This window comes from Aeromonas sp. 62-46 (assembly GCF_001898585.1).
In the GTDB taxonomy this organism is placed as follows: Bacteria; Pseudomonadota; Gammaproteobacteria; order Enterobacterales; family Aeromonadaceae; genus Aeromonas; species Aeromonas caviae.
This window is the reverse complement of sequence record NZ_MKUI01000003.1, coordinates 97,311-118,834: the sequence shown is the minus strand read 5'-3', so window position 1 is coordinate 118,834 and position 21,524 is coordinate 97,311. Positions and strand designations below refer to the sequence as shown.

General features: G+C 58.9%; 18 protein-coding genes. 11 read left to right on the top strand and 7 right to left on the bottom strand.

Annotated features, from left to right (window positions below; all coding sequences use genetic code 11):
* Positions 1–9: 9 nt before the first annotated feature.
* The 7 genes from pyrD (at position 10) to rmf (ending at position 8,326) form a co-directional block, all read left to right on the top strand.
* A complete protein-coding gene (pyrD, locus tag BGO64_RS00675) occupies positions 10–1,020 on the top strand; it encodes a quinone-dependent dihydroorotate dehydrogenase (protein ID WP_039040791.1) in 1,011 nt (336 codons plus the stop codon).
* Between the two features lie 85 nt (positions 1,021–1,105).
* Entirely contained in the window at positions 1,106–1,642 is a 537-nt protein-coding gene (locus BGO64_RS00670; RefSeq protein WP_286699976.1) for a cell division protein ZapC, read from the top strand.
* A 307-nt stretch (positions 1,643–1,949) separates the two neighbouring features.
* Positions 1,950–4,121, top strand: coding sequence for a bifunctional 23S rRNA (guanine(2069)-N(7))-methyltransferase RlmK/23S rRNA (guanine(2445)-N(2))-methyltransferase RlmL (gene rlmKL / locus BGO64_RS00665; RefSeq protein WP_042879482.1), 2,172 nt, complete (start codon positions 1,950–1,952; stop codon positions 4,119–4,121).
* Positions 4,121–4,348 carry a glutaredoxin family protein gene (locus tag BGO64_RS00660; RefSeq protein ID WP_042017071.1) on the top strand — a complete coding sequence of 76 codons (228 nt, stop codon included), beginning with the start codon at positions 4,121–4,123 and terminating at the stop codon, positions 4,346–4,348. Before rlmKL ends, BGO64_RS00660 begins: the two co-directional genes overlap by 1 nt.
* A 72-nt stretch (positions 4,349–4,420) precedes the next feature.
* A complete protein-coding gene (gene uup / locus BGO64_RS00655; RefSeq protein WP_214003222.1) occupies positions 4,421–6,331 on the top strand; it encodes an ATP-binding cassette ATPase Uup in 1,911 nt (636 codons plus the stop codon).
* 8 nt (positions 6,332–6,339) lie between these two features.
* Positions 6,340–7,989 (top strand): DUF3466 family protein, encoded by a 1,650-nt coding sequence (locus tag BGO64_RS00650; protein ID WP_010674760.1) that lies wholly within the window; start codon positions 6,340–6,342, stop codon positions 7,987–7,989.
* 157 nt (positions 7,990–8,146) lie between these two features.
* Positions 8,147–8,326 (top strand): ribosome modulation factor, encoded by a 180-nt coding sequence (rmf, locus tag BGO64_RS00645; RefSeq protein ID WP_005315693.1) that lies wholly within the window; start codon positions 8,147–8,149, stop codon positions 8,324–8,326.
* An 80-nt stretch (positions 8,327–8,406) separates the two neighbouring features.
* Here rmf and fabA read toward each other — a convergent pair whose 3' ends face one another.
* The 4 genes from fabA to BGO64_RS00625 all read right to left on the bottom strand — a co-directional run bounded on the left by fabA (position 8,407) and on the right by BGO64_RS00625 (position 13,115).
* Positions 8,407–8,967, bottom strand: coding sequence for a 3-hydroxyacyl-[acyl-carrier-protein] dehydratase FabA (gene fabA, locus BGO64_RS00640; RefSeq protein WP_010674758.1), 561 nt, complete (start codon positions 8,965–8,967; stop codon positions 8,407–8,409).
* Positions 8,968–9,045: 78 nt separating this feature from the next.
* A complete protein-coding gene (locus tag BGO64_RS00635) occupies positions 9,046–11,025 on the bottom strand; it encodes a Lon protease family protein (RefSeq protein WP_042017065.1) in 1,980 nt (659 codons plus the stop codon).
* 208 nt (positions 11,026–11,233) lie between these two features.
* Positions 11,234–12,529, bottom strand: coding sequence for a tyrosine-type recombinase/integrase (locus BGO64_RS00630; RefSeq protein WP_286699975.1), 1,296 nt, complete (start codon positions 12,527–12,529; stop codon positions 11,234–11,236).
* A gap of 280 nt (positions 12,530–12,809) precedes the next feature.
* Positions 12,810–13,115 carry a YebG family protein gene (locus BGO64_RS00625; RefSeq protein ID WP_103243120.1) on the bottom strand — a complete coding sequence of 102 codons (306 nt, stop codon included), beginning with the start codon at positions 13,113–13,115 and terminating at the stop codon, positions 12,810–12,812.
* Between the two features lie 220 nt (positions 13,116–13,335).
* Here BGO64_RS00625 and BGO64_RS00620 point away from each other — a divergent pair, with 220 nt between their 5' ends.
* From BGO64_RS00620 to rsmF, 4 genes are all read left to right on the top strand, one after another.
* On the top strand, positions 13,336–13,980 hold the full coding sequence (locus BGO64_RS00620) for a paraquat-inducible protein A (protein ID WP_219595742.1): 645 nt from the start codon (positions 13,336–13,338) through the stop codon (positions 13,978–13,980).
* A complete protein-coding gene (locus BGO64_RS00615) occupies positions 13,958–14,566 on the top strand; it encodes a paraquat-inducible protein A (protein WP_010674753.1) in 609 nt (202 codons plus the stop codon). Before BGO64_RS00620 ends, BGO64_RS00615 begins: the two co-directional genes overlap by 23 nt.
* Positions 14,567–14,617: 51 nt before the next feature.
* A complete protein-coding gene (locus BGO64_RS00610) occupies positions 14,618–17,170 on the top strand; it encodes an MlaD family protein (protein ID WP_286699974.1) in 2,553 nt (850 codons plus the stop codon).
* A gap of 129 nt (positions 17,171–17,299) precedes the next feature.
* Complete coding sequence (gene rsmF / locus BGO64_RS00605; protein WP_286700010.1) at positions 17,300–18,730, top strand: 16S rRNA (cytosine(1407)-C(5))-methyltransferase RsmF; 1,431 nt, start codon at positions 17,300–17,302, stop codon at positions 18,728–18,730.
* Positions 18,731–18,964: 234 nt separating this feature from the next.
* On the opposite strand, the gene BGO64_RS00600 is transcribed toward rsmF, so the two are convergent.
* From BGO64_RS00600 to BGO64_RS00590, 3 genes are all read right to left on the bottom strand, one after another.
* Positions 18,965–19,249: a RepB family protein gene (locus tag BGO64_RS00600; protein WP_042017648.1), complete on the bottom strand. Its 285-nt coding sequence runs from the start codon at positions 19,247–19,249 to the stop codon at positions 18,965–18,967.
* 163 nt (positions 19,250–19,412) lie between these two features.
* On the bottom strand, positions 19,413–20,441 hold the full coding sequence (locus BGO64_RS00595) for a tyrosine-type recombinase/integrase (RefSeq protein ID WP_286699973.1): 1,029 nt from the start codon (positions 20,439–20,441) through the stop codon (positions 19,413–19,415).
* 299 nt (positions 20,442–20,740) lie between these two features.
* Positions 20,741–21,520 carry a TatD family hydrolase gene (locus BGO64_RS00590; RefSeq protein ID WP_202042471.1) on the bottom strand — a complete coding sequence of 260 codons (780 nt, stop codon included), beginning with the start codon at positions 21,518–21,520 and terminating at the stop codon, positions 20,741–20,743.
* Between the last annotated feature and the right edge of the window lie 4 nt (positions 21,521–21,524).

Below are 21,524 nucleotides of genomic sequence, written 5' to 3'. Positions count from 1 at the left end.
GGAGCAAGCATGCTGTACCCACTCGCCAGGCATTTCCTGTTCAAACTCAATCCGGAGCAGGCTCACGATCTCTCCATCAAATATTTGCCCCGCCTTCTCGGTACCCCGCTTGATTGTTTCTTCCGCCACTCTCTGCCCAAACGCCCCGTCACCGTCATGGGGCTTAATTTTGCCAATCCGGTGGGGTTGGCCGCCGGTCTGGATAAAGACGGGGAGTGCATAGATGCCTTCGGCGCCATGGGGTTCGGTTTCATCGAGGTCGGTACCGTGACCCCCAGACCCCAGAGCGGCAATGACAAGCCACGTCTCTTCCGGGTGATCCCGGCCGAGGGGATCATCAATCGCATGGGCTTCAACAACAAGGGCGTCGATCATCTGGTGGCCAAGGTGAAAGAGGCCAAATATCAGGGGGTGATCGGCATCAATATCGGCAAGAACAAGGACACCCCCATCGAGCAGGGCAAGGATGATTACCTTCTCTGCATGGACAAGGTGTATGACCACGCCGGTTATATTGCGGTCAATATTTCCTCACCAAACACCCCGGGTCTGCGTCAATTGCAATATGGCGATGCGCTGGATGAACTGCTGGCCGCATTGAAACAGCGCCAACAGGAGCTGGCCGAGAAATATAAAAAGTATGTGCCGCTGGCCGTGAAAATTGCCCCGGATCTGTCACTCGATGAAATAGATCAGGTAGCCGCCTCTTTGATCAAGAACCGTATTGACGGTGTCATCGCCACCAATACCACTCTGGAGCGGGAGATGATATATGACATGCCCCATGCCGCAGAGGCCGGCGGGCTTAGCGGTCGTCCGCTCCAGCACAAGAGCACCGAGGTGATCCGCCACCTGGCCAAGGCCCTCGACGGCGCCCTGCCCATTATCGGCGTGGGTGGTATCGACAGCGCCATGGCGGCTCGGGAAAAACTGGCGGCGGGTGCCAGTCTTGTCCAGATTTACAGCGGCTTTATTTATAAAGGGCCGAGTCTGGTCAAAGAGATCGTTACCCATATTTAAAAAATAACCGGTTGCCCTTATTTAACGTTGCTCAAATTCTCGACATGGAATAAAGTCGAGGGACGGCTTAGATAAGGGCACCACCATGTGTATTCAACCCAATGACAATTGGCAGTGGCATTATGACGCTCAGGATGATCGCCTGATGCTGGATTTGTCCGATCGCATGATATTTGCCACCGAATATAAAGGTCGGCAACTTGTTCCCTGTTCTTTCACCACCCAGCCTTTTTGTGTGGATGATGCCGCCCTCTATTACCAGTTGATGGACAAGGCCGCTGAACTCGACTGGAGTACGCCCCACCAGGTCCAGCTGGTCCTCAATGCCATCGTCGTCAGCCGTTTTTATAAACCCCTGATGCCGCAAAGCTGGTTCTTTCATGAACAGCAGGCTCATGTTATTCCAGAGATGGGATCCCTGGTGTGGATGGATACTCCCCACGGTCGGGGGGAATTCATGGTCATCGAAGCCGGCGATCAGGCGAGCGTTTGCCTGAACCTGACCGACGAACTGGTGCTGACCAACAGCAAGACGCTGCCGCGCTTTGCCGTGATCAAGGTGATGAATAACCGGATGCAAGCCAGAGTCCGGGCACAGACACAATATCGGGAAGTGGGCTGACGATGGGGCCGTTATATGGCGACGAATAAGTCCGTTATAGGCCTGCTATATTGGTCTGATATTTAAGCGCTCAGTCTCTCTCTTGTTCCATTATTTGTCTTTTTCCTTCGTCTGGTCGTCACGACCATTTTCTGCCTGGTCCGGGCAAGATTTTCGAATTCTTTACGAATGTGATGGTAGACAACTGCCAGCCAGGAGCGGGATCCTGTCGCCCGCAAGGGGGAGGGGAGCGTTTGCCGCGCCTCTTGCCGTTTATATGGCGCCTTTGTCCAAGGTTCGAGTGCCGAGCGCGGGCCGATAAGGTATAATGCGGCACTATTTTTATGGCATCCCCGTGAGCGTGATGAAAGAATTTTTTGCAACCTGCCCCAAGGGGCTGGAAAACCTGCTGGCCGTCGAGCTGACCAATCTGGGTGCGGAGCAGGTCCGTGAGACCGTGGCCGGCGTCCATTTCAAGGGCGAACTGGCCATCGGCTACAAGGCCTGTCTATGGAGCCGCTTTGCCTCCCGAATCGTGCTGGTGCTCTCCGAGTTCCAGATGAACGACGATCTGGACCTCTACCTCGGGGCCCATACCATTCCCTGGGAAGATCACTTCTCCGGTACCGCCACCATCGCGGTGGACTTTACCGGTACCAACGCCTCCATTCGCAATACCCAGTACGGCGCCCTGAAGATCAAGGACGCCATCGTCGATCGCTTCACCAAGCGCGGTCACGTGCGCCCGGATGTGGACAAGAAGTCCCCGGACATTCGCATCATGGCGCACCTTGGCAAAGGCAAGGCCAATATCACGCTGGACTTGTCAGGCCCGGCGCTGCACCAGCGCTTCTATCGCCAGGGCACCGGCGAGGCGCCCCTCAAAGAGAACCTGGCTGCGGCCATGATTGCCCGCAGCGGCTGGGCCGGCGAGCCCATGATGGACCCCATGTGCGGCTCCGGTACCCTGCTGATTGAAGCGGCCTTCATCGCTGCCGACATGGCGCCTGCGCTGCGCCGTGAGCGCTTCGGTTTCGATCGCTGGCTGCAACACGATGGTGAACTGTGGCAGAGTCTGATGATGGAAGCCCAGGTGCGTGCCAAGCGCGGCATGCAGCGCTGCGAGGTGAAACTGTTCGGTTGCGATGCGGATACCCGGGTCCTGATGAAGGCCCGTGACAACGCCAAGGCCGCCGGCGTGGCCCATCTCATTACCTTCAAGCAGGCCGATGTCACCAAGCTGGAAAATCCGCTGCCGATGCCGGCTGTGGAAGGAGAGAGCCGTCAGGTCGGCATGCTTATCTCCAACCCGCCCTATGGCGAGCGTCTCGGTGAATTCCCGGCGTTGCTGGAAGTGCATCAGGCCCTTGGCGATGCCCTGCGCCGCGGCTTCCAGGGGTGGAAGGTCACCATTCTCTCCGCCTCTCCCGAACTCCTGAGCTGCCTGCGCTTGCGTGCCGACAAGCAGTATCGCCTGTTCAACGGCGCCCTCGAGTGCCAGCTGCGCAACTATCAGATCGCCCTCGATGCCGTTGCTTCCCAGAAAGAGGTGGCCCAGGACTTTGCCAACCGTCTGCGCAAGAATCTGAAGACCCTCGAGAAATGGGCGAGCAAGGAGAACCTCGATTGCTACCGCCTCTATGACGCGGACTTGCCGGAGTACAACGCTGCCATCGACCGCTATCAGGATTATCTGGTGGTACAGGAGTACGCGGCGCCCAAGGACATTCCCGCCCAGAAGACCCGCCAGCGTCTGCTGGACATGGTGCAGGCCGCCATCAAGGTGACCGGCATGGACGGCGAGAAGGTGATCCTGAAGGTGCGCGAGCGCCAGGAAGGCAAACAGCAGTACCAGAAGCTCTCCGAAGAGCAGCACCGGATGGAGGTGCAGGAGTACGGTGCACGCCTCTGGGTCAACCTCTACGACTATCTGGACACCGGCCTCTTCCTCGACCACCGCCAGACCCGCCGCATGCTGGGCCAGATGGCAAAGGGCAAGCGCTTCCTGAACCTCTTCGCCTACACCGGCAGTGCCACCGTGCACGCGGGGCTCGGCGGCGCCCGCGAAACCACCACGGTGGACATGTCGCGCACCTACCTCAACTGGGCCCAGGACAACATGCGCCTCAACTCGCTGGTGGGCCGCGAGCACAAGTTCGTGCAGGCGGATTGTCTGAAGTGGTTGTCGGAAGCCGACGAGCAGTACGACCTCATCTTCATCGATCCGCCCACCTTCTCCAACTCCAAGCGGATGGACGAGAGCTTCGACGTGCAGCGGGATCACCTGCTGTTGATGCAGCACCTCAAGCGCCTGCTCGCGGCGGACGGCACCCTGGTCTTCTCCAACAACAAGCGCCACTTCAAGATGGACTTGGCCGGCCTTGACGCCATCGGTCTCAAGGCGCAGAACATCACGAACAAGACCCGGCCCAAGGACTTCGAGCGCAACCAGCATATCCACAACTGCTGGATCATCACCCACGCCGAGGCACAAGGCTGATGCTGACCCTGTTTCACACCGACGGCTGCCACCTGTGCGAACAGGCGTGGGCGCTGGTGGAACAGGCCGGGATGGCCGCGCAGACCCGCCGCTGCGACATCCTGGAGGAGGAGGCCTGGCTCGAGGCTTACCGGGTGCGCATCCCGGTGCTGCAAGACAGTGCCGGCCGGGAGCTGGGCTGGCCCTTCACCCTGAGGGAGCTGCAAGGCTGGCTGGCACAGGGGTGAGCAGGATTTGACGACAAAACGGGGGCAGACTCACGCTGCCGCCCGTTTTTTCATAAGCAACAAGGAACAAACATGGCTCTTTTGACATTGCACGGCGCGTCCCTGTCGTTCAGTGATTTTCCGCTGCTCGACCATGCCGAGCTCACCATAGAGCGGGGCGAGCGCCTCTGTCTGGTGGGTCGCAACGGGGCGGGCAAGTCCACCCTGATGAAGGTGATTGCCAGCGAACTGCCGCTGGACGACGGCCGTCTGGTGTTGCAACAAGATTTGAAAGTGACCCGCCTCGAGCAGGATCCGCCCGCCTCGAGCGAGATCACCGTGTTCGATTACGCCGCAGAAGGGCTGGCCGGGGTAGGGGAGCTGCTCAAGCAGTATCACCATGTCTCCCACGCCCTGGCGCACGACCCTTCCGATGCCAACATTCGCACCATGAGCCAGTTGCAGGAGCAGCTCGACTATCAGAACGGCTGGCAGTACGAGACCCGCATCAATCAGGTGCTGACCCTGCTCGATCTCGACCCTGATGTGACGCTCGACAGTCTGTCTGGTGGCTGGCTGCGCAAGGTGGCTCTGGCCCGTGCCCTGGCGTGTGACCCGGATCTGTTGCTGCTGGACGAGCCGACCAACCATCTGGACATCGATGCCATCAACTGGCTGGAAGAGTTCCTCAAGGACTTTCGCGGCGCCATCGTCTTCATCTCCCACGACCGGGAGTTCATCCACAAGCTGGCGACCCGGATCATCGATCTCGATCGCGGCGTGATCACCTCCTGGCCCGGCAACTACGACGAATATCTGCAAGGCAAGGAGGAGTGGTTGCGGGTCGAGGAGCTGAAAAACGCCGAGTTCGACCGCAAGCTGGCCCAGGAAGAGGTATGGGTGCGCCAGGGGATCAAGGCGCGTCGTACCCGCAACGAGGGACGGGTGCGGGCCCTCAAGGCGATGCGCATGGAGCGCACCCAGCGCCGGGAACTGCAGGGCAAGGCCAAGCTGCAACTGGACGAGGCGGGCCGCTCCGGCAAGCTGGTGTTCGAGACCGAGGGGCTGGGGCTGGACTTTGGCGATCGCACCCTGTTCCAGGGACTGGATCTGCAGGTGCTGCGCGGGGACAAGATTGCTCTGGTGGGCCCTAACGGCTGCGGCAAGTCGACCCTGATCAAGCTGCTGATGGGCCAGCTCGAGGCGAGCCGTGGCTCGGTGCGCCAGGGGACCAACCTGGAAGTGGCCTACTTCGATCAATACCGTGAGCAGCTCGATCCCGAGAAGACGGTGGTGGACAACGTGGGGGAGGGCAAGCAGGAGGTGATGGTTCGCGGCCGCTCCCGTCACATCCTTGGCTACCTGCAGGACTTCCTGTTCGAGCCCAAGCGGGCGCGCACACCGGTCAAGGCCTTGTCAGGGGGCGAGAAAAACCGTCTACTGTTGGCCAAACTCTTCCTCAAGCCCAGTAACTTGTTGATTCTGGATGAACCAACCAACGACCTGGATGTCGAAACGCTGGAATTACTGGAAGAGCTGCTCACCGATTACCCGGGCACCCTGCTGCTGGTCAGCCACGATCGCCGTTTCATCGACAATACCGTGACCGGCTGCTGGCTGTTTGAAGGGGATGGACGGATCAGCGATTATGTCGGGGGCTACGCCGACATGATGGCCACACGAGCCCTGCAGGCCGCCCAACAGACGGCCAAGGCGACCCAGAACAAGGTGGCAGAGCCTGTCGCGTCGGCAGCGGAGCCTGCGAAAAAAACACGAAAACTCTCTTACAAGTTGCAACTGGAGCTGGATAATCTGCCAGCCCGGCTGGAACAGTTGGAAATGGAACTCGATGCCCTGCAGGCCGAGATTAACCACCCCGGTTTCTTCTCTCTGCCAGCAGAGCAGACCCAGCCCAAACTGGATGCATTGAATGCGGCAGAGGCCGCATTGGAACACGCCTTCTCCCGTTGGGAGGAGTTGGAAGCGTTGAAACATCAAGACTAAGGAAGTAGATGAAAAAGCAATTATCCATGCTGGCCATCCTGGTCGGCGCCAGCCTCAACGCGCAGGCGGCACAAAGCTCCTTTTTCACCATCGTCGATGACGAAGTCAAAGGCTATGCCAGCGGGATCAGCGGCGATGCCAACGGCCTCATCGGGCTCAACACCAAGAACAACATGGCGGAATACTTCTCCACCGTGCGGTTTGCCGACTTCCTGGTCGATCGTTTCCGTTTCGAGCAGGGTTGCATGCTCTCCAACTCGGTCTGCAACTCCTTCTGGAGCGACAACTCGGGCTTTGCCTACCAGTGGCGTCGCGACTTCCTGGACAAGGTGGATCAACGCAGCAACCTGGGCTACGTGACCAGCTCCGAGGTTGATGGCCTGGTGACGGCCCTCGGGGATGTCCCGGAGGATCGGGTCGGTTACAAGATGAATGGCAAGCTGCGCACCGCCTTTGCCGTGGTCAATGATGGCAACCCGGTCGAGCTCAAGGATGCGGCCAGCACCCACGGCCTGAGCGTACCCACTTCCATCAAGAAGCTGGACAACGGTCAGTATCTGGTGACCGGTACCGCGGCCAGCGACAAGTATCGCCACAAGGTGGGCGGTGACTTCTACAAGTGGTGTTTCGAGACGGGCAATGACAGCCAGTACGGTGACTTCCGCTACTGCCCCGGGGTCGATACCCAGGCGAGCTTCTGGCTGCTCAACAGCTCGGGCGGGTTCAACAAGCTGATGCAGGCCGGCACCTATGGTCATCAGCGTGACGAGGTGCTGCAAACCGCCTCTGCACTGGGCGTGGCCAAGTACAACGGCACCCTCTACGGCGTGGGCTACAGCTCCACCGGGGAGGTGGGCACTGGTGATCTGGATGGCCGCAACCTCGCCAGCTACTGGACCCTGGATACGGCTGCCGGCACCGTGGGCACCACCAAGATCATCCCGCTGCCGGATGGCGAGCCTGGCAAGGACGATGCCAAGCTGCAACACAGCTGGGCCGTGGCCGTCAACGACAACGGCTACGTGATCGGCAACCAGCGCTATCGCATCAACAAGGGCCAGAACCGCCCGGTGGAGATGTTCCTGTTCAACCTGAGCAAGCCGGGTACGGCGGCCAGCCTTCCTCTCCAGGACAAGCCGGTCTCGGGGGCAGGCTCGGAAGCGGCCGCCATCAACGAGCACAACATGGTGGTTGGCTGGCGCGACTCCCGTCACCAGACCCAACCGGTGGTCAATGGTACCAACCGCATGCAGGAAGCCTTCCTGCTGAACGCGGCCGCCCCGGCCAACAGCTGGTATCTGAACGATCTCATCTGTGGCAAGGATGACGCCGGCAACAAGCAGTGTGCCCAGAACGGCAAGTACTATCACATCGCTTACGCCAGCGGCATCAGCAGCGACGGCACCATTGCCGCGACCGCGTATCGCTATGACAGCGAGAGCGACCTCAACAAACGCGCCAACGCCACCGTGGTCGCCGTCAAACTGACGCCGGCCGTGGCGGATTATCAGGGCAATGCCCCGGCCAGCTATGTGGTCAGCAATGCGCCGGTCAACAACCAGACCGGTCAGGATGGTGGGGAGGGCGGTGGCGGCAGCCTGTTCTGGTTGACTCTGCTGGCGCTGCCCTTTGCCTGGCTGCGTCGCTATCAGCGATAAGTAAGTGTCATCAAAAATTAATGCAGTTCAGTATCTTGTGTCACAACCCCTGAATAGCATGGAATTTTTTGTTTGACCCTGCCTCCCCCCTGGGGTAAAGATGAAGGCGACCGGTGAAAAACTGGTCGCTTTTTTTGTTCCACGAAGAGGGTCGTAGATGATGAAGAGACAGAAACGGGACCGTCTGGAGAGAGCTCGCGCTCGTGGTTATCAGGCTGGCGTAGTCGGCAAACAGAAAGAAGCGTGTCCGTACCAGTGCCTGGATGCCAGGGGCCATTGGCTTGGTGGTTGGCGCGATGCCATGGAAGGGCGAGGCTCAGGCCTCTTCATGAAGTAACCGATACTTCATCACTCATTACAAAAGGAAAGGGGCCATCGTGGCCCCTTTACGTTGTCTCTGCTCACCCAGGAGCAGGATCAGAATGCGGTGGTGTCTTTGAACAGGCCCACTTTCAGATCGGTGGCACTGTAGATGGGGCGACCATCCACTTCCACGACGCCATCGGCAATGCCCATGACCAGTTTGCGGTTGATGACGCGCTTGAAGGTGATTTTGTAGGTGACCTTCTTGGCCGTCGGCAGGATCTGGCCGGTGAACTTGACTTCACCGACACCCAGCGCACGTCCTTTGCCAGGACCCCCTTTCCAGCCCAGGAAGAAGCCGACCAGTTGCCACATGGCATCCAGGCCCAGGCAGCCGGGCATGACGGGATCGCCGGGGAAGTGGCAGTCGAAGAACCAAAGATCCGGCGTGATATCGAGTTCAGCCAGGATTTCACCCTTGCCGTGCTCGCCGCCATGGTCGTTGATCTTGACGATGCGATCCATCATCAGCATGTTGGGGGCGGGCAGCTGGCTGTTACCTTCACCAAATAATTCGCCACGGCTGCAGGCAAGCAGCTCTTCACGGGTAAAGGACTCTTTGCCTTGTTCGCACAGGGAGAGGCGGGGATCAGTGGTGTCGTTATCTAGGGTCACGCTGTTTATCCTTCATATGGGTCAAAGCCGGGCCAATTTAGCTTACAGATGTTCGCTAAACAACTCCGATCACTTCATTTAACGGCCAAGCAGCCGGTCCAGCAGGCTGCGCAGCAGGCCGCCACTCTTGGTGGCCGTGCCATTGAGTTCGTCCAGTCTCTCCTGGATGCGACCAAACAGGGTATCCGGCATGTCCGGTTCGCCAGCAACGCAGCCGGTGAGCAGCTCGATAGCCTCTTCCACGTGATCCACCGGGTGGATGTGGAACTGGCCGGCCTCTACTGCCGCGATCACTTCGTCAGAGAGGTTGAGCTGCTGGGCGTTGGTGCCGGGTAGCAGAATGCCTTGCTTGCCGGTGAGACCGTGGATCTTGCACACCCGGAAGAAGCCCTCAATCTTCTCGTTCACGCCGCCAACGGCCTGCACATTGCCGAACTGGTCGACCGCACCGGTCACGGCGAAGTGCTGGTAGATGGGCTGGCGGGCGAGGGCGGAGAGCAGGGCACACAGGCCGGTCAGGGAGGCGCTGTCACCATCGATCTCGTGGTATGACTGCTCGAACACCAGGTTGGCCGAGAGCGGCGAGGGGTTCTCTGCGCCGAACTTGTTGGAGAGGTAGCCGTGGATGATCATCATGGCCTTGGCGTGAATGTGCCCGGCGAGCTCCGCCTTGCGCTCGATGTCAGCCACATCGCCATCCCCGAGGTGGACGGTCGCGGTGAGACGTACCGGCTCCCCGAAGTCATAGGGATGGCCGGCCACCTGGATGACGGAAAGGCCGTTGATCTGGCCAACCTCTTCACCGTCGGTCTGCAGCAGGATCTGGCCGTCGATGACACCCTGATCCGATTGCTCCACCAGATAGTTGAGGCGGTAATCCTGCTCTTCCAGGGCGAGCAGGATATGTTCGTCAGTGACGCAGGTTGCTTCCAGCTCGCGGGCCAGACTGTCGGCCATGCGCATGATGGCGCCGAGCTGTACCTCGGAGAGGGATAGCCACTCCTGGTGGTCACACAGGCGGCTGGCATGGCGACAGAGGGCGAGGAGGGCACCTGGGGTGAAATCCAGCAGCGCCCAGCGCGCTCGCAGCCAGGCGAGATATTGCAGGAAGGCGGGGAGATCTTCCTCGATGTTCACTTCTGAGACCAGATCGGCACGCAGGAAGATGCGCTCCGCCATGTCCCTGTCCAGCATCTGGAATTCCGCCACGTCCAGCCTGTCACCGACCAGGATCAACTTGAACCGGATGGGGGTCGCCTCCGGGGTGAAGAACGGTGTCAGCGTCTTGCCTTCCTGATAGGCATTCCAGTCCAGCTCGCCTTTTTGCATGGCGTTCTTGAGCTTGAACCAGAGATGAGGCTGATCCAGCAGCTCATCAAGCTGAAGTACCAGATAACCACCGTTGGCTTCCCGCAGCAGGCCAGGTTCCAAAAGGTGCTGGTTGGCGTAAACGGAGCCTTGTTCCGTCTGATAGTTGATGGAGCCGAACAAGGTATCCCAGTTCAGGTCACGGCCGTAGACGACAGGGGCTTGCTGATCCTCATGATGGATCAGCAGGTTGATGAGTACCGGGTGCTGGAACTCGAGGCCCTGGGCGACATGGGCGGCCAGATCGGAGAGGAAATCCACGATCTTGGGGTCGTTGTTCTGTTTGCGGATGATCCGGGTGACCAGCCGCTCGGCGTCGAGATGGTGGCTCATCAGCTTGAGCAGCTCGCCGACCATTTCGCAGAACTCGAAACCCGAGCCCGGTTGCAGGCGCAGCCAGATGGGTTTGAAAGGGTTGTTGAGATTCTCGGTATAACAGAGATCGAACAGGTCGCCATCCTTGCCATTCGAAGAGGCGATCAGGGTCTGGCAGACATTCTCGTAATCTGCACCGGGGAAACCGTTGAGGATCATGACCGGGCAGTCACCATCAAAACTGGCCAGCCGTTTGATACCCGAAATCGCTCTGGGTTGCAGGGCGGCAAACGGAATGGGGTCGAGTTCGCCCAGTGTGGGGAACTGCTCAATCGAGAAAGCGGGTTTTAATTGTTCTGATGTTAATTCAGCCACTTAAGACATCCGGTCGGGGATAGGATCAATTGCCACCATTATACACAGTTCGGTTGAGGGTGACAGAATACCAAGATACTTAATTTAACATAATATACATTATGCGCAGTGTCGTGTTTTATGAGTCCCAGGGAATGGTCAATCAAGGATTGCCTTTAGGTCCAACATCTTGGTTATGAGTGCAGCTTTATTTGTTCACCACTGGTTATCAATCATATGTTCGGTCCTGGTCGAGCAAGTGATCCAGCGGCTTGCGGCTGGCACTCTCGTGACGTTCCCGGTTACCGGTATGCAGGTACTTGGAGGTGGTGTCGATGCTGTCGTGTCCCGCATCGGCTTGTACGTGGGATAAAGGCCGTCCGTGCAGATTGATGTCATGGGTGATGCCGGTGTGACGAATGGAGTGCGGCGTCAGGGTTCGCATTTCAGCAGCATCCTGATCAAAACCATCTTGTTCGGCAAGGCTTGCGGCCTGTTCAAATACCGCCATTACCAGGTCTCGTAGCTGGCGGATACCCAGATTGGCATTGAGTTCGCCTTGTTCGCGGCCATGGGCCGCCGCCTTGTGGCGTACGAACAGCGGGGTCTGCTCTCCGGGGGCCGGCAGTGGCGAAAGGCCAAGAAAGGTACGATAGCGAGCCAGGGCTTCGAGCAGAGCCTGAGAAACGGCCACGGTGCGACGTTTACCGCCTTTGCTGCGGGGAATGTCATAACCCCAGACGCCCGTTTTGGCGTCACGTCGAAACTGGCCCATGACGGGGCTGAAACCCGGCCTGGCCGCCACCTCGGAAATCCGCAGATAACAGGCATACATCAGACAGATGAGAAAGCGGCTGCGCTCATGTTGGGCCGGGCATTCGACAGCGAGCTGCTCGGCGGCTTGCATCACATAGGACCATTGCAGCTCGGTGAAGGATTGCGCGTCTTCACCAGCCTCTTGGGGGCCCGCACGTTTAACCCGCTGCAGCAGGAGAGCCGGATTGCGATCCATGTACTCCTCCTGGATGAGAAACTGGAAGAAGGCGGACAAAATGGCGAGTTTTGTCTTCATCGCCTGCTCACTCAGTCGATACGGCAGCTCCCGGCCCAGTTCCCGCTTGCCAAGAAACGGACGCCACAGGGGATTTGGCAACCGTTCCCCCCACTCCTTGTCGAGCACGAACTGGGCGACGTTGCGGTAGGCAATCAGTCCGGACGGTGGCGCCTGGCAATAGTCGAGATAGCGCATCATGATGCGCCTGGTGAGATCCCTGGGGCTGATGGCCACCTCGCAAAAGCACCAGTGCAAAAAAGTGGTCAGCTCACTGCGATAGGTCTTGTAGTTGTTTTCGCTGTGGCGCTGCTCCAGCAGCCAGTCGACGGCCAGCTCATAGACGATCCCCGCGTCGGGGACCTTGCCAAGACTCAGGGTGGCGAGGTACTGGTTGACCTGGGGATTGCCCGCCTCAAGGTTGTCCACGCTATCGAACAGTGGCATGGCGGGTGGAAGTGCTGGATGAGTCATGATGGTGTGTGATGTCGGTTGAATGTTTTGAACGGGGCCGCAACCCCCTGATGCCGATAAATGGGGTTATCGGCATCAGGGCTTGCAGTGCGCCTTGGGGGCAACGACCTGAGGCATCTTGCTGTGATACCCCATGATGACGAGCAATCGGCATATTCAATAAATATGCGGTCTGGTTGGAAAATTCTCGGGGAAAAGAGTCGTGACAATGACTTAAGTTGCACTTTTCATGAATGAGATAGCGGGTTCTGCCTCACATCCCCTTCCCCGCCCTTTCGTCTCAAGCCACGCTCTTCAGGGGCTTCCCCTTTGGCAGTTCAGTATCCTGCTTGTCTTCTTTGGGGGGATTCCCCTGCCCTTTTCCACCGCGCAATACCTGCTGCAACTGATCCCGCTGCTCGGCCAGATAAAAGGCCAGACTCTCCTGCTGCTCCGGTGCAAGCGCGACCGGCGCACCCGCCAGCAGTGTCATCAGCTCATCGGCGGTGTCCAGCAGTTTGTCATAGGCATCCGCCTCTTTCTTGCTGGCAAAGGTCATCTTCTCCACTCCCCCACGTACCACAACATACTTGATCTCAACGGCCATCGCGGCGCCCTCCTGATGATAGTGATTGCAAGTATATGTACGTATATACAGTATTGCAAATACCCTCAGCATGTCGGCATGCATCGCCAGCCCCTGCTTGGCTGGCGGCGGCCAGTTCACAGCGGAAAACACGTCTTTTCAAAGGGGGCTGTGCAGCGCGGCAAGACAGGGCAGGCGTTTTAAGGTAAATTTCATCAATTCCTTCAACAGGTTGAATCGTATGTCGGATCCGCACTCGGTGATTGTCTGTCCGGCCTGTGACTTGCTGATCGAACGCAAGTTGCTGCCGCTGCGCCGTCACGCCCATTGCCCCCGCTGTCATCAGCATCTGTATGGGCGCTATGCCTTTCGCCCTTCCCAGTTGATGGCGCTGACCATCACCGGATTCCTGTTGCTGCCTTCCGCGTTTTTTGAGCCTTTGATCTATCTTCGTCTGGCGGGCGTGAACTCGGACGCCAACCTGATCAAGGGGATTATGATGCTGTATGCCGAGAGCGAGCTCTGGGTGGCAACACTGGTGCTCTGGTGCGCCGTGCTGGCACCGACAGGGCTGCTGCTCGGGATCTTTGCCCTCGCTTCCGGCCTGGCCAAGCGCTGGCATCTGCTGGCGTGGATCCTCAAAGCGGTCGAGGTATTTCGTCACTGGGCCATGCTGGAGGTGTACATCGTCAGCCTGCTGGTCGCCCTGTTCAAGCTTATCGACATCGCCGACGTGCGCCTGGGAGGCGGTCTGCTGAGCCTGGGTTGTCTGATGCTGCTCAACATGACGCTGCTGATCCTCTTTGACCCTGCCCCTTACTGGGAGCGGATTCCGCTGCAACACGCCTCCCGGGAGCCGGACCATGTCCCCGATCAGCGCCCGTGAACTGGGGCTTTGCCGCTGCCATACCTGCGGGTTGCTGGTGCGCCATCAACACGGCATGAGCTGCCCTCGTTGTCACACCCCCTTGCAGATGCGCATCCCCCATTCCCTCGCCTGGTCATGGGGCCTGCTGGCGCTGGCCACCTTCATGTTGTTGCCTGCAAACCTGCTGCCCATCACCCACTTCTACAACAAGGGATTATTGCAGTCCGATACCATTTTCAGCGGTATCATGGCGCTCTATCGCAGCAAGATGTCCGGCATCGCCACCATAGTGCTCACCGCGAGCATCATCGTGCCCATCGGCAAGATCCTGGGTCTTGGCTGGATCTGCTGGCAGTTGCAGCGCAGCAAGCCGGTGCGCCGCAAACGCCAGCTCGTCATGTACCGCATCATCGATTTCATCGGACGCTGGTCCATGCTGGACCTGTTCGTCATCTCGCTGATGGTGGCCCTGGTGGATCGCGGCGTGCTGCTCAACGTGCGTGCCGGCCCCGGGGCGACGGCGTTCGCCGGCGTGGTCGTGCTTACCATGATGTCGGCCAGGATGCTCGATACCCGCCTGTTGTGGGACAAGGCCGCCCGTTAATGTTTTTTGTGTCGAACGCGCTGTGCATCACAGCCAATGTAAGGAGTCGGTATGGTCGGGGCTGAGCCCGTCATTGAGAAGCACCGCTGGTTATCCCCGGTCTGGTTGCTGCCCTTCATCGCCCTCTTGCTGGCGGGAGGCTTTCTCTACCAGCAGTGGACGAGCAGTGGTCAACTCATTCGCATCAACTTTGCCCAGGGCAACGGTATCTTGCCGGGCAAGACCCAGTTGCGCTATCAGGGGGTCGCCATCGGCGTGGTCCAGGAGCTGGAACTGGCACAGGATGGTCGCAAGATTGCGGTGCTGGCCAAGGTGGACAGCCGTGCCCGCTCCCTCATACGCAAGGGCTCCGACTTCTGGCTGGTGAGTCCCAAGGCGTCACTGACCGAGATCTCCGGCCTGGACACCCTGGTGTCCGGCAACTACATCAACCTGCAACCCGGACGGGAGAACAACCCGCTGGAGGATGAGTTCGATGCCCTGGATGGCCCTCCCCCCGGTTATCAGGCCCAGGGGCGCACCCTGCACCTGACAGCCGATTCTCTGGGGTCGGTGGGCATCGGCGCCAAGATCTATTTCCGCGGGCTGGAGGTGGGCAGTGTCATCAACACCCGTCTTGGGGAAGAGAACCAGAACGTGATCCTGGATCTGGTGATCGAGCCGCGCTTCGAGCACCTCGTCAAGGCGGATACCCGCTTCTGGAACATCAGTGGCATCAAGGGCTCCTTCAGCCTGGCTGGCGTCAGCGTGGAGGCGGGCAGCCTCACCTCCATCCTGAGCGGTGGCATTGCGTTTGACTCCCCCAAGGATTCTCCCGTGGCGCAAAAGGGGGTCAACTTCATCCTCTACAAGGGGTTGGCCGAGGCCGCCCGGGGTGAGCGCATCACCATCCAGGCGGGGACTCTGCCCATCAAGGAAGGGATGCCCATCCTCTATGAGGGCATCGAGATTGGACGAGTCGACCCTATTCGCCTCACCGAACAGGGACGGAGCGTGACGGCCCTCATCAACCCCGAACAGGCGTTCCGGGTGACCGGCATGAGTCGTCTGGTGTGGGAGACGGTCTCTCTCTCCCCTGCCGGGATCAAGCATGCGGATCGCCTGCTGGCCGGGCCCGCCATTCGTCTGGACTATGAACCCGGTAAACGGGTCAACACCATGACCCTGGAGAGCCAGGCACAGCGCGGCGGCATCAAGCTGACCCTGCAGGCCGAGGATCTCGCCGGTTTGAGCGAAGGGGCTCCGCTCTGGTTCAAGGGGTTGCAGATAGGTCAGCTCGGGGCACTGACCCTGGATGCCGGCGGCAATGCCAGTGTCGAGTTGCTGGTGAACGAGCGTTATCGCCATCTGCTGCAACGGGCTCGCTTCTATCGCGCCGCCCCCTTGCAGGTGGAGGCGGATCTCAGCGGTATCAAGGTGGAGACCAGCCCGGCCAGTGCCTGGTTGGCGGGGGGCATCAAGCTGGTACAGGCTGCGAAGGGTGACAGGATTGACCGCCTCTACCCCAGCCAGGAGCTGGCCCTGCTTGGGAGCCGCCATGCCAAAGCGGTCAGCTGGACGCTGCGTGCCGCTCAGGCTGATGGTATTGGTGTGGGCTCCCCCGTCCTCTACCTGGGACTGGAAGCGGGCAAGGTCAAGGCGCTGGATGCCGATGGTCGCGGTGTGGCCATCACCCTGGAGATCGATGCCATCTATGCTCCTTTGCTCAAGCAGCAACCCCAGTTTTGGAAGAAGGCCGCCATCGACGGCAAGATCCGGATCGACGGCGTACAGGTCAAGATGGGGAACCTCGCCACCCTGCTACGTGGTGCCATCGAATTCGACAAGCTGGGGACAGGTCGCAGCAGTCATCAGCTCTTTGACAGCAAGGAGCAGGCAAGCTCCCAGGTGCGTACCCTCATCCTCACGGCGGATCACAACCCGGGTCTCGGGGTCGGTAGCCCCATCCGCTATCGCGGAGTGGACATCGGCAAAGTGGAGCAGGTGGAACTGGATCCGACCCTGGGCCAGGTGAGCTTCAAGGCTGAGCTGAACGAGCAATATGCCGCGCGCTTCCTGCAATCCGGGGCGCGCTATGCCCTGGTACAGGCCAAGGTCGGGCTGGGGGGCGTTGCCCACCTCGATACCCTGATCAAGGGGGCCTTTGTGGAGGCGACGCCGGGCCGGGGGGCTGGCAAGGAGACCTTCCCCTTGAGCCAGAGTGGCCCCGCCGGTCTTGCCCTGACCCTCAAGAGCCCCTCCGTCGATGGCATCAGCGTGGGCAGCCCCCTGCTGTTTCGCAAGATGGTGGTGGGCAGCGTCACCGGCGTGACCCTGGCCCGGGATGGCAGTGAGGTGCTGATCGATGTGAATGTGGATGGACAGTATGCCCATCTGATACGCGCCAACAGCCGCTTCTGGAATGTCTCCGGGGTCAAGGCCGATATCGGGCTGACCGGTGGCACCATCGAGGTCGAAACGGTGCAAAGCCTGCTGGCGGGCGGAATTGCCTTCAATACGCCGGAGCGGGAGATGGGCGCGACCGTCAAGGCGGGCCATCGTTATCCGCTTCATGCCAAGGCAGAGAAAGAGTGGCTGGAGTGGAGCCCCCGCATCTTGCCCTGAGTTATTCCCCTGCTCGTCAAAAACCGGCCTTGTGCCGGTTTTTTTATGGCCTCATGGACTCCCCCATCAAGAAGGGCCGCGCACTGTGGTAAGATGTCGCCCCTCATTTTGGGTCAGCGAGATTGCGCCGTGCACGACAACACCTACCTCCCCGATCACTTCCTGCGTCACATTGCGGAGTTCATGCCATCCCATCTCTCCATGGAGGCATTTGTGGCGAGTTGCCGGCAGCCGCTGCGGCGCAGCATCCGGGTCAACACCCTCAAGATCCCGGTATCCGAGTTTGTCGCCCGCATGGCGCCGCTTGGTTGGCAGCTGGATCCCGTGCCCTGGTGTGAAACCGGCTTCTGGCTCACCCGCAGTGATGAGAGCGTTCCCCTTGGTAACACGGCCGAGCATCTGTGCGGTCTCTTCTACATCCAGGAAGCGAGCTCCATGTTGCCGGTGACGGCGCTCTTTGCCAGTGAGCAAACCAGAGGGGATGGCATGTTGCTGGACGCGGCCGCTGCCCCTGGCTCCAAGACTACCCAGATCGCGGCGCTGATGGAGAACCGCGGCATGCTGATCGCCAACGAGTTTTCCAGCAGCAGGCTGAAAGTGCTGAGCGCCAATATCCAGCGCTGCGGTGTGACCAACGTCGGCATGACCCATTTCGATGCCAAGGTCTTTGGCCAATGGCTGCCGGAAACCTTCGACGCCATCCTGCTCGACGCCCCCTGCTCCGGCGAGGGGACGGTGCGAAAAGATGAAGACGCGCTGCGCAACTGGAGCCTAGAGAGCATCGAGGAGATTGCCGCAGTGCAGCGTGGCCTGCTGGAGAGTGCTTTTCACGCCCTCAAACCTGGCGGCGTACTGGTCTACTCCACTTGCACCCTGAGCCTGCAAGAGAACCAGGACGTCTGCCAGTCACTGCAAGAGAAGTTCGGTGATGCCTTCAGCTTTGACTCGTTGGCCGATCTCTTTCCGGGAGCGGAGAAAGCCTGTACGCGGGAGGGATACCTGCATGTGTGGCCCCAGATCTTCGACAGTGAGGGCTTTTTCGTCGCCCGGTTGCGCAAGCATCACTCCGTGCCCAACACCATGTTCAAACCGGGCAAGCTCGGCAAGTTCCCCTTCTCGCCGCTGCCAGAGAAAGAGGCCGGCCCCATGTTGCGGGAGATTGAAGGGAATTTTGGCATCGTGCCCCATGGCCAACTGTTTGGCCGCAATGACGAGATCTGGCTCTTCCCTCACGCCTTCGAGCAGGTACAGGGGAAGCTGCGTTTCGATCGCATCGGCATCAAGCTGGCTGAGACCTTCAAGAAGGGATATCGATTGACCCATGAATGGGCTCTGGCTTACGGCCATGAGGCGAGTAAGGGATGCGTCGAGCTGGATGCCGCCAATGCCCGTGAATTCATGATGGGACGAGATCTCTGGCCAGAGCAGGATGCCGGGACTGGGGAAGTGATCGTTCGTTACCAGGGGCACCCGCTCGGCATGGGGAAATGGGTGGGGAGTCGCATCAAGAATGCCCTGCCCCGGGAGCTGGTACGGGACAACAACCTGTTCAATGCGTGAGAGTGGGGTCGCTCGAGCAAAAATAGCGCCTGTTCGAGTCTGAAAAACCCACACTCTGGTTGAACTTTTACCCGGTTCTTGAAATGCCTAGAGCCTTGTCTAAGCTTAAGGCTATCCGCATACCAGTTAGCGCACGGCTCTGCAAGGAGCCAATTCCCCTATGCCAGGTACAAGGAATTCGTACCTGGCTTTTTTTGTCTTCCTTTTTCAACCATGCCGGCACGATACCATCGTCTATTCGAGCATGTCTGCCGACTCGGGGACATCGCTCTGCTGCGCGTTGGTCGTTTGTTGCAGTTCGTGCTGATAGAGCAGGTCGATCGCCTGCTCGATGAGGGATGCCTGACTGTCTTCCAGATGCAGGCCGAGTTCATGCAGCCGCTCGGCGTGACGGTTGCTTATCCAGCATTGCAACCGGCTGTGGGTTTCCTGCTTGCGCTTTACGTGCTGGCGCTGCCGTTCGGCATTCTCTTGCGCGGCGCTTTTCTTCAATTCCTGGCTATCGTGACCTTCCGACATTTCTATATCGTGAATGTTATCTCTCATTTTTCGTTGGCATCTTCTACGAAAGTCAATCGGATTACGACTCCCCCACCGTCATGATGTCTGTGGAGGACGGATTGAATATACCATCAGATCAACAGGATATCATTTAACATAAAAAAGGAAGTGGCGCAATTTGCTATAACAACCCATCCAGGGCGTGATCCGAGAACTTGTGGGCATCATCGAAATACTCCTGCAAGGTGCGCATGTCCTTGTGCCTTGTCACCTCGATGATCTTGTTCATCGGCTTGCCCGCCGTCACCGCCGAGGTGATGAACCCCCGCCGCAAACTGTGGCCACTGACATGGAGATCGTCGATGGCCTGGCCGGTTCGCCGCTTGATCATCAGGTTGATACCTTGCGGCCCCAGGGGGTCTGTCATCAGCTGGCCCCAGCGATTCATCCGGCGAAACAGGGGGCCCTCAGCAATCCGGCTTTTTTTCAGCCATTGTTGCAGTGCAGACACTGGGCAATACCGGGTACCTGGAATGAGTGCTATCTCCGATTCATGGAGCTGATGTTTGCTTGGTTTGAGACAAAGGCGTATCCCCTGCCCCACAAACTGCACGTCATTCACCTCGATCCTGGCCGCTTCCGATCGACGCAAGGCGCCACTGAACATCAGGAGCAACAGGGTGTAATCCCGAAGCCCAGCCAGGTTGCTGGTGTCTATCTCGTCCAGTACGCAGGCCAATGGTTTCAGGGTCAGCGCCCCCGTTTTGCGTTTGCGGTTATTACCGAGCCGTACTATGCCCCGCATCATCTCCTTTATCTCCGCATGCTCGGTCGGCATGGGGTGGATCCCCTTCTGCTTGAAGGCATAACGAATGCCGGCAAGCCGTCTTACCAGGGTGGCCGGTTTGCGAGGTTCCCCGTTGCGAAGTTCCCCCTTTCCTTCTTCCTTGTCCAGCCAGACCCAGTTGGCCAGGATGCCATCGGCCTGATCCGCCAGAAAATTCATGATGTCATGATGTGTCGTCTGCAAGGGATCCAGCCCGTGGAGCTGGCACCAGGAGACAAAGATGCGGGTATCTGCCTGATAGGCATTGAGGGTGGAGTCGGCTTTGGCGCTGCGCAGGAAGCGTCTTGCCCGGCTGTTCAGCTGAGGATCGAAGATGCTCTGCAAGGATTGCTGAACTGGGTTTTGAAGGCGTGGGTAGTTCACTTAACTCTATGATTTAAAGCGGAGTTTCGATGGATCTTACAGGATCATCCAGATCTATCAAGTATCGATAATGAATATTATCGATACTTAGGAAGAGTGCTTTTAACCCATTTCAGCTCCCTCATTTATTTCTCAAGTACCCTGTCATCTCTGCTCCGTTTTATCAGGATTGTGGATTTAATCTCATCAGTATCCACCGCAAAAAAAGTGAGAGATAACAACTTGGCATGATTGTTTTTGGATGGGTAATGAGTGCTGATTGTCATAGTAAAACGCCCCGCTATGCGGGGCGTTGTCTGTTATCGCTTTGCCAACTTGAACAATTCGAAGAAATTGTGGCTGGTGGCCTCCGCCAATTCGGCGAGCGATATCTGGCGAAGATCAGCGATAAATTGGGCAACGTCGCGAACAAAGGCAGGCTCGTTCTCCCTCCCCCGGTGGGGAACCGGTGCCAAATAGGGAGAGTCGGTTTCAACCAGCAGTCGTTCCAGTGGCAACGCCTTGACCACGGCCTGCAGGGCTGAGGCGTTCTTGAAAGTGGCTATTCCCGAGATGGAAATATAGAACCCCATGGCCATCGCGGCCTCGGCCATTTCGAGGGACTCGGTGAAGCAGTGCAGCACTCCGCCCACCTGTTCGGCCCCCTCCTCTCGCATGATCCGCAGCGTGTCTTCCTGGGCATCCCGGGTGTGGATGATTAGCGGTTTGTTCAGTGCCCGGGCTACCCGGATATGTTCGCGGAAAGAGGCTTGCTGTACATCCTTGTTTTCCGGTGAATAGAAGTAGTCGAGCCCGGTTTCGCCGATGGCCACCACTCTCTCATCGGCCGCCTGAGTCAGCAGCAAGGGAGCATCCACCCCGGGATCCTGATTGAGCGGGTGAACACCGCAGGAGGCAAACACCTGGGGATAGGGAGCGATGGCCTCCATCATGGTCGGGAACTGGGCCTGGGTCACACTCACGCAGAGAAAATATCCCACGCTCTGCTGCGCCGCCTTGGCCAATACATCGGCCATGTCGGTCTGCTTGGAGCCATAACTCAAGCGATCGAGATGGCAATGGGAATCAACGAGTAACATAGAC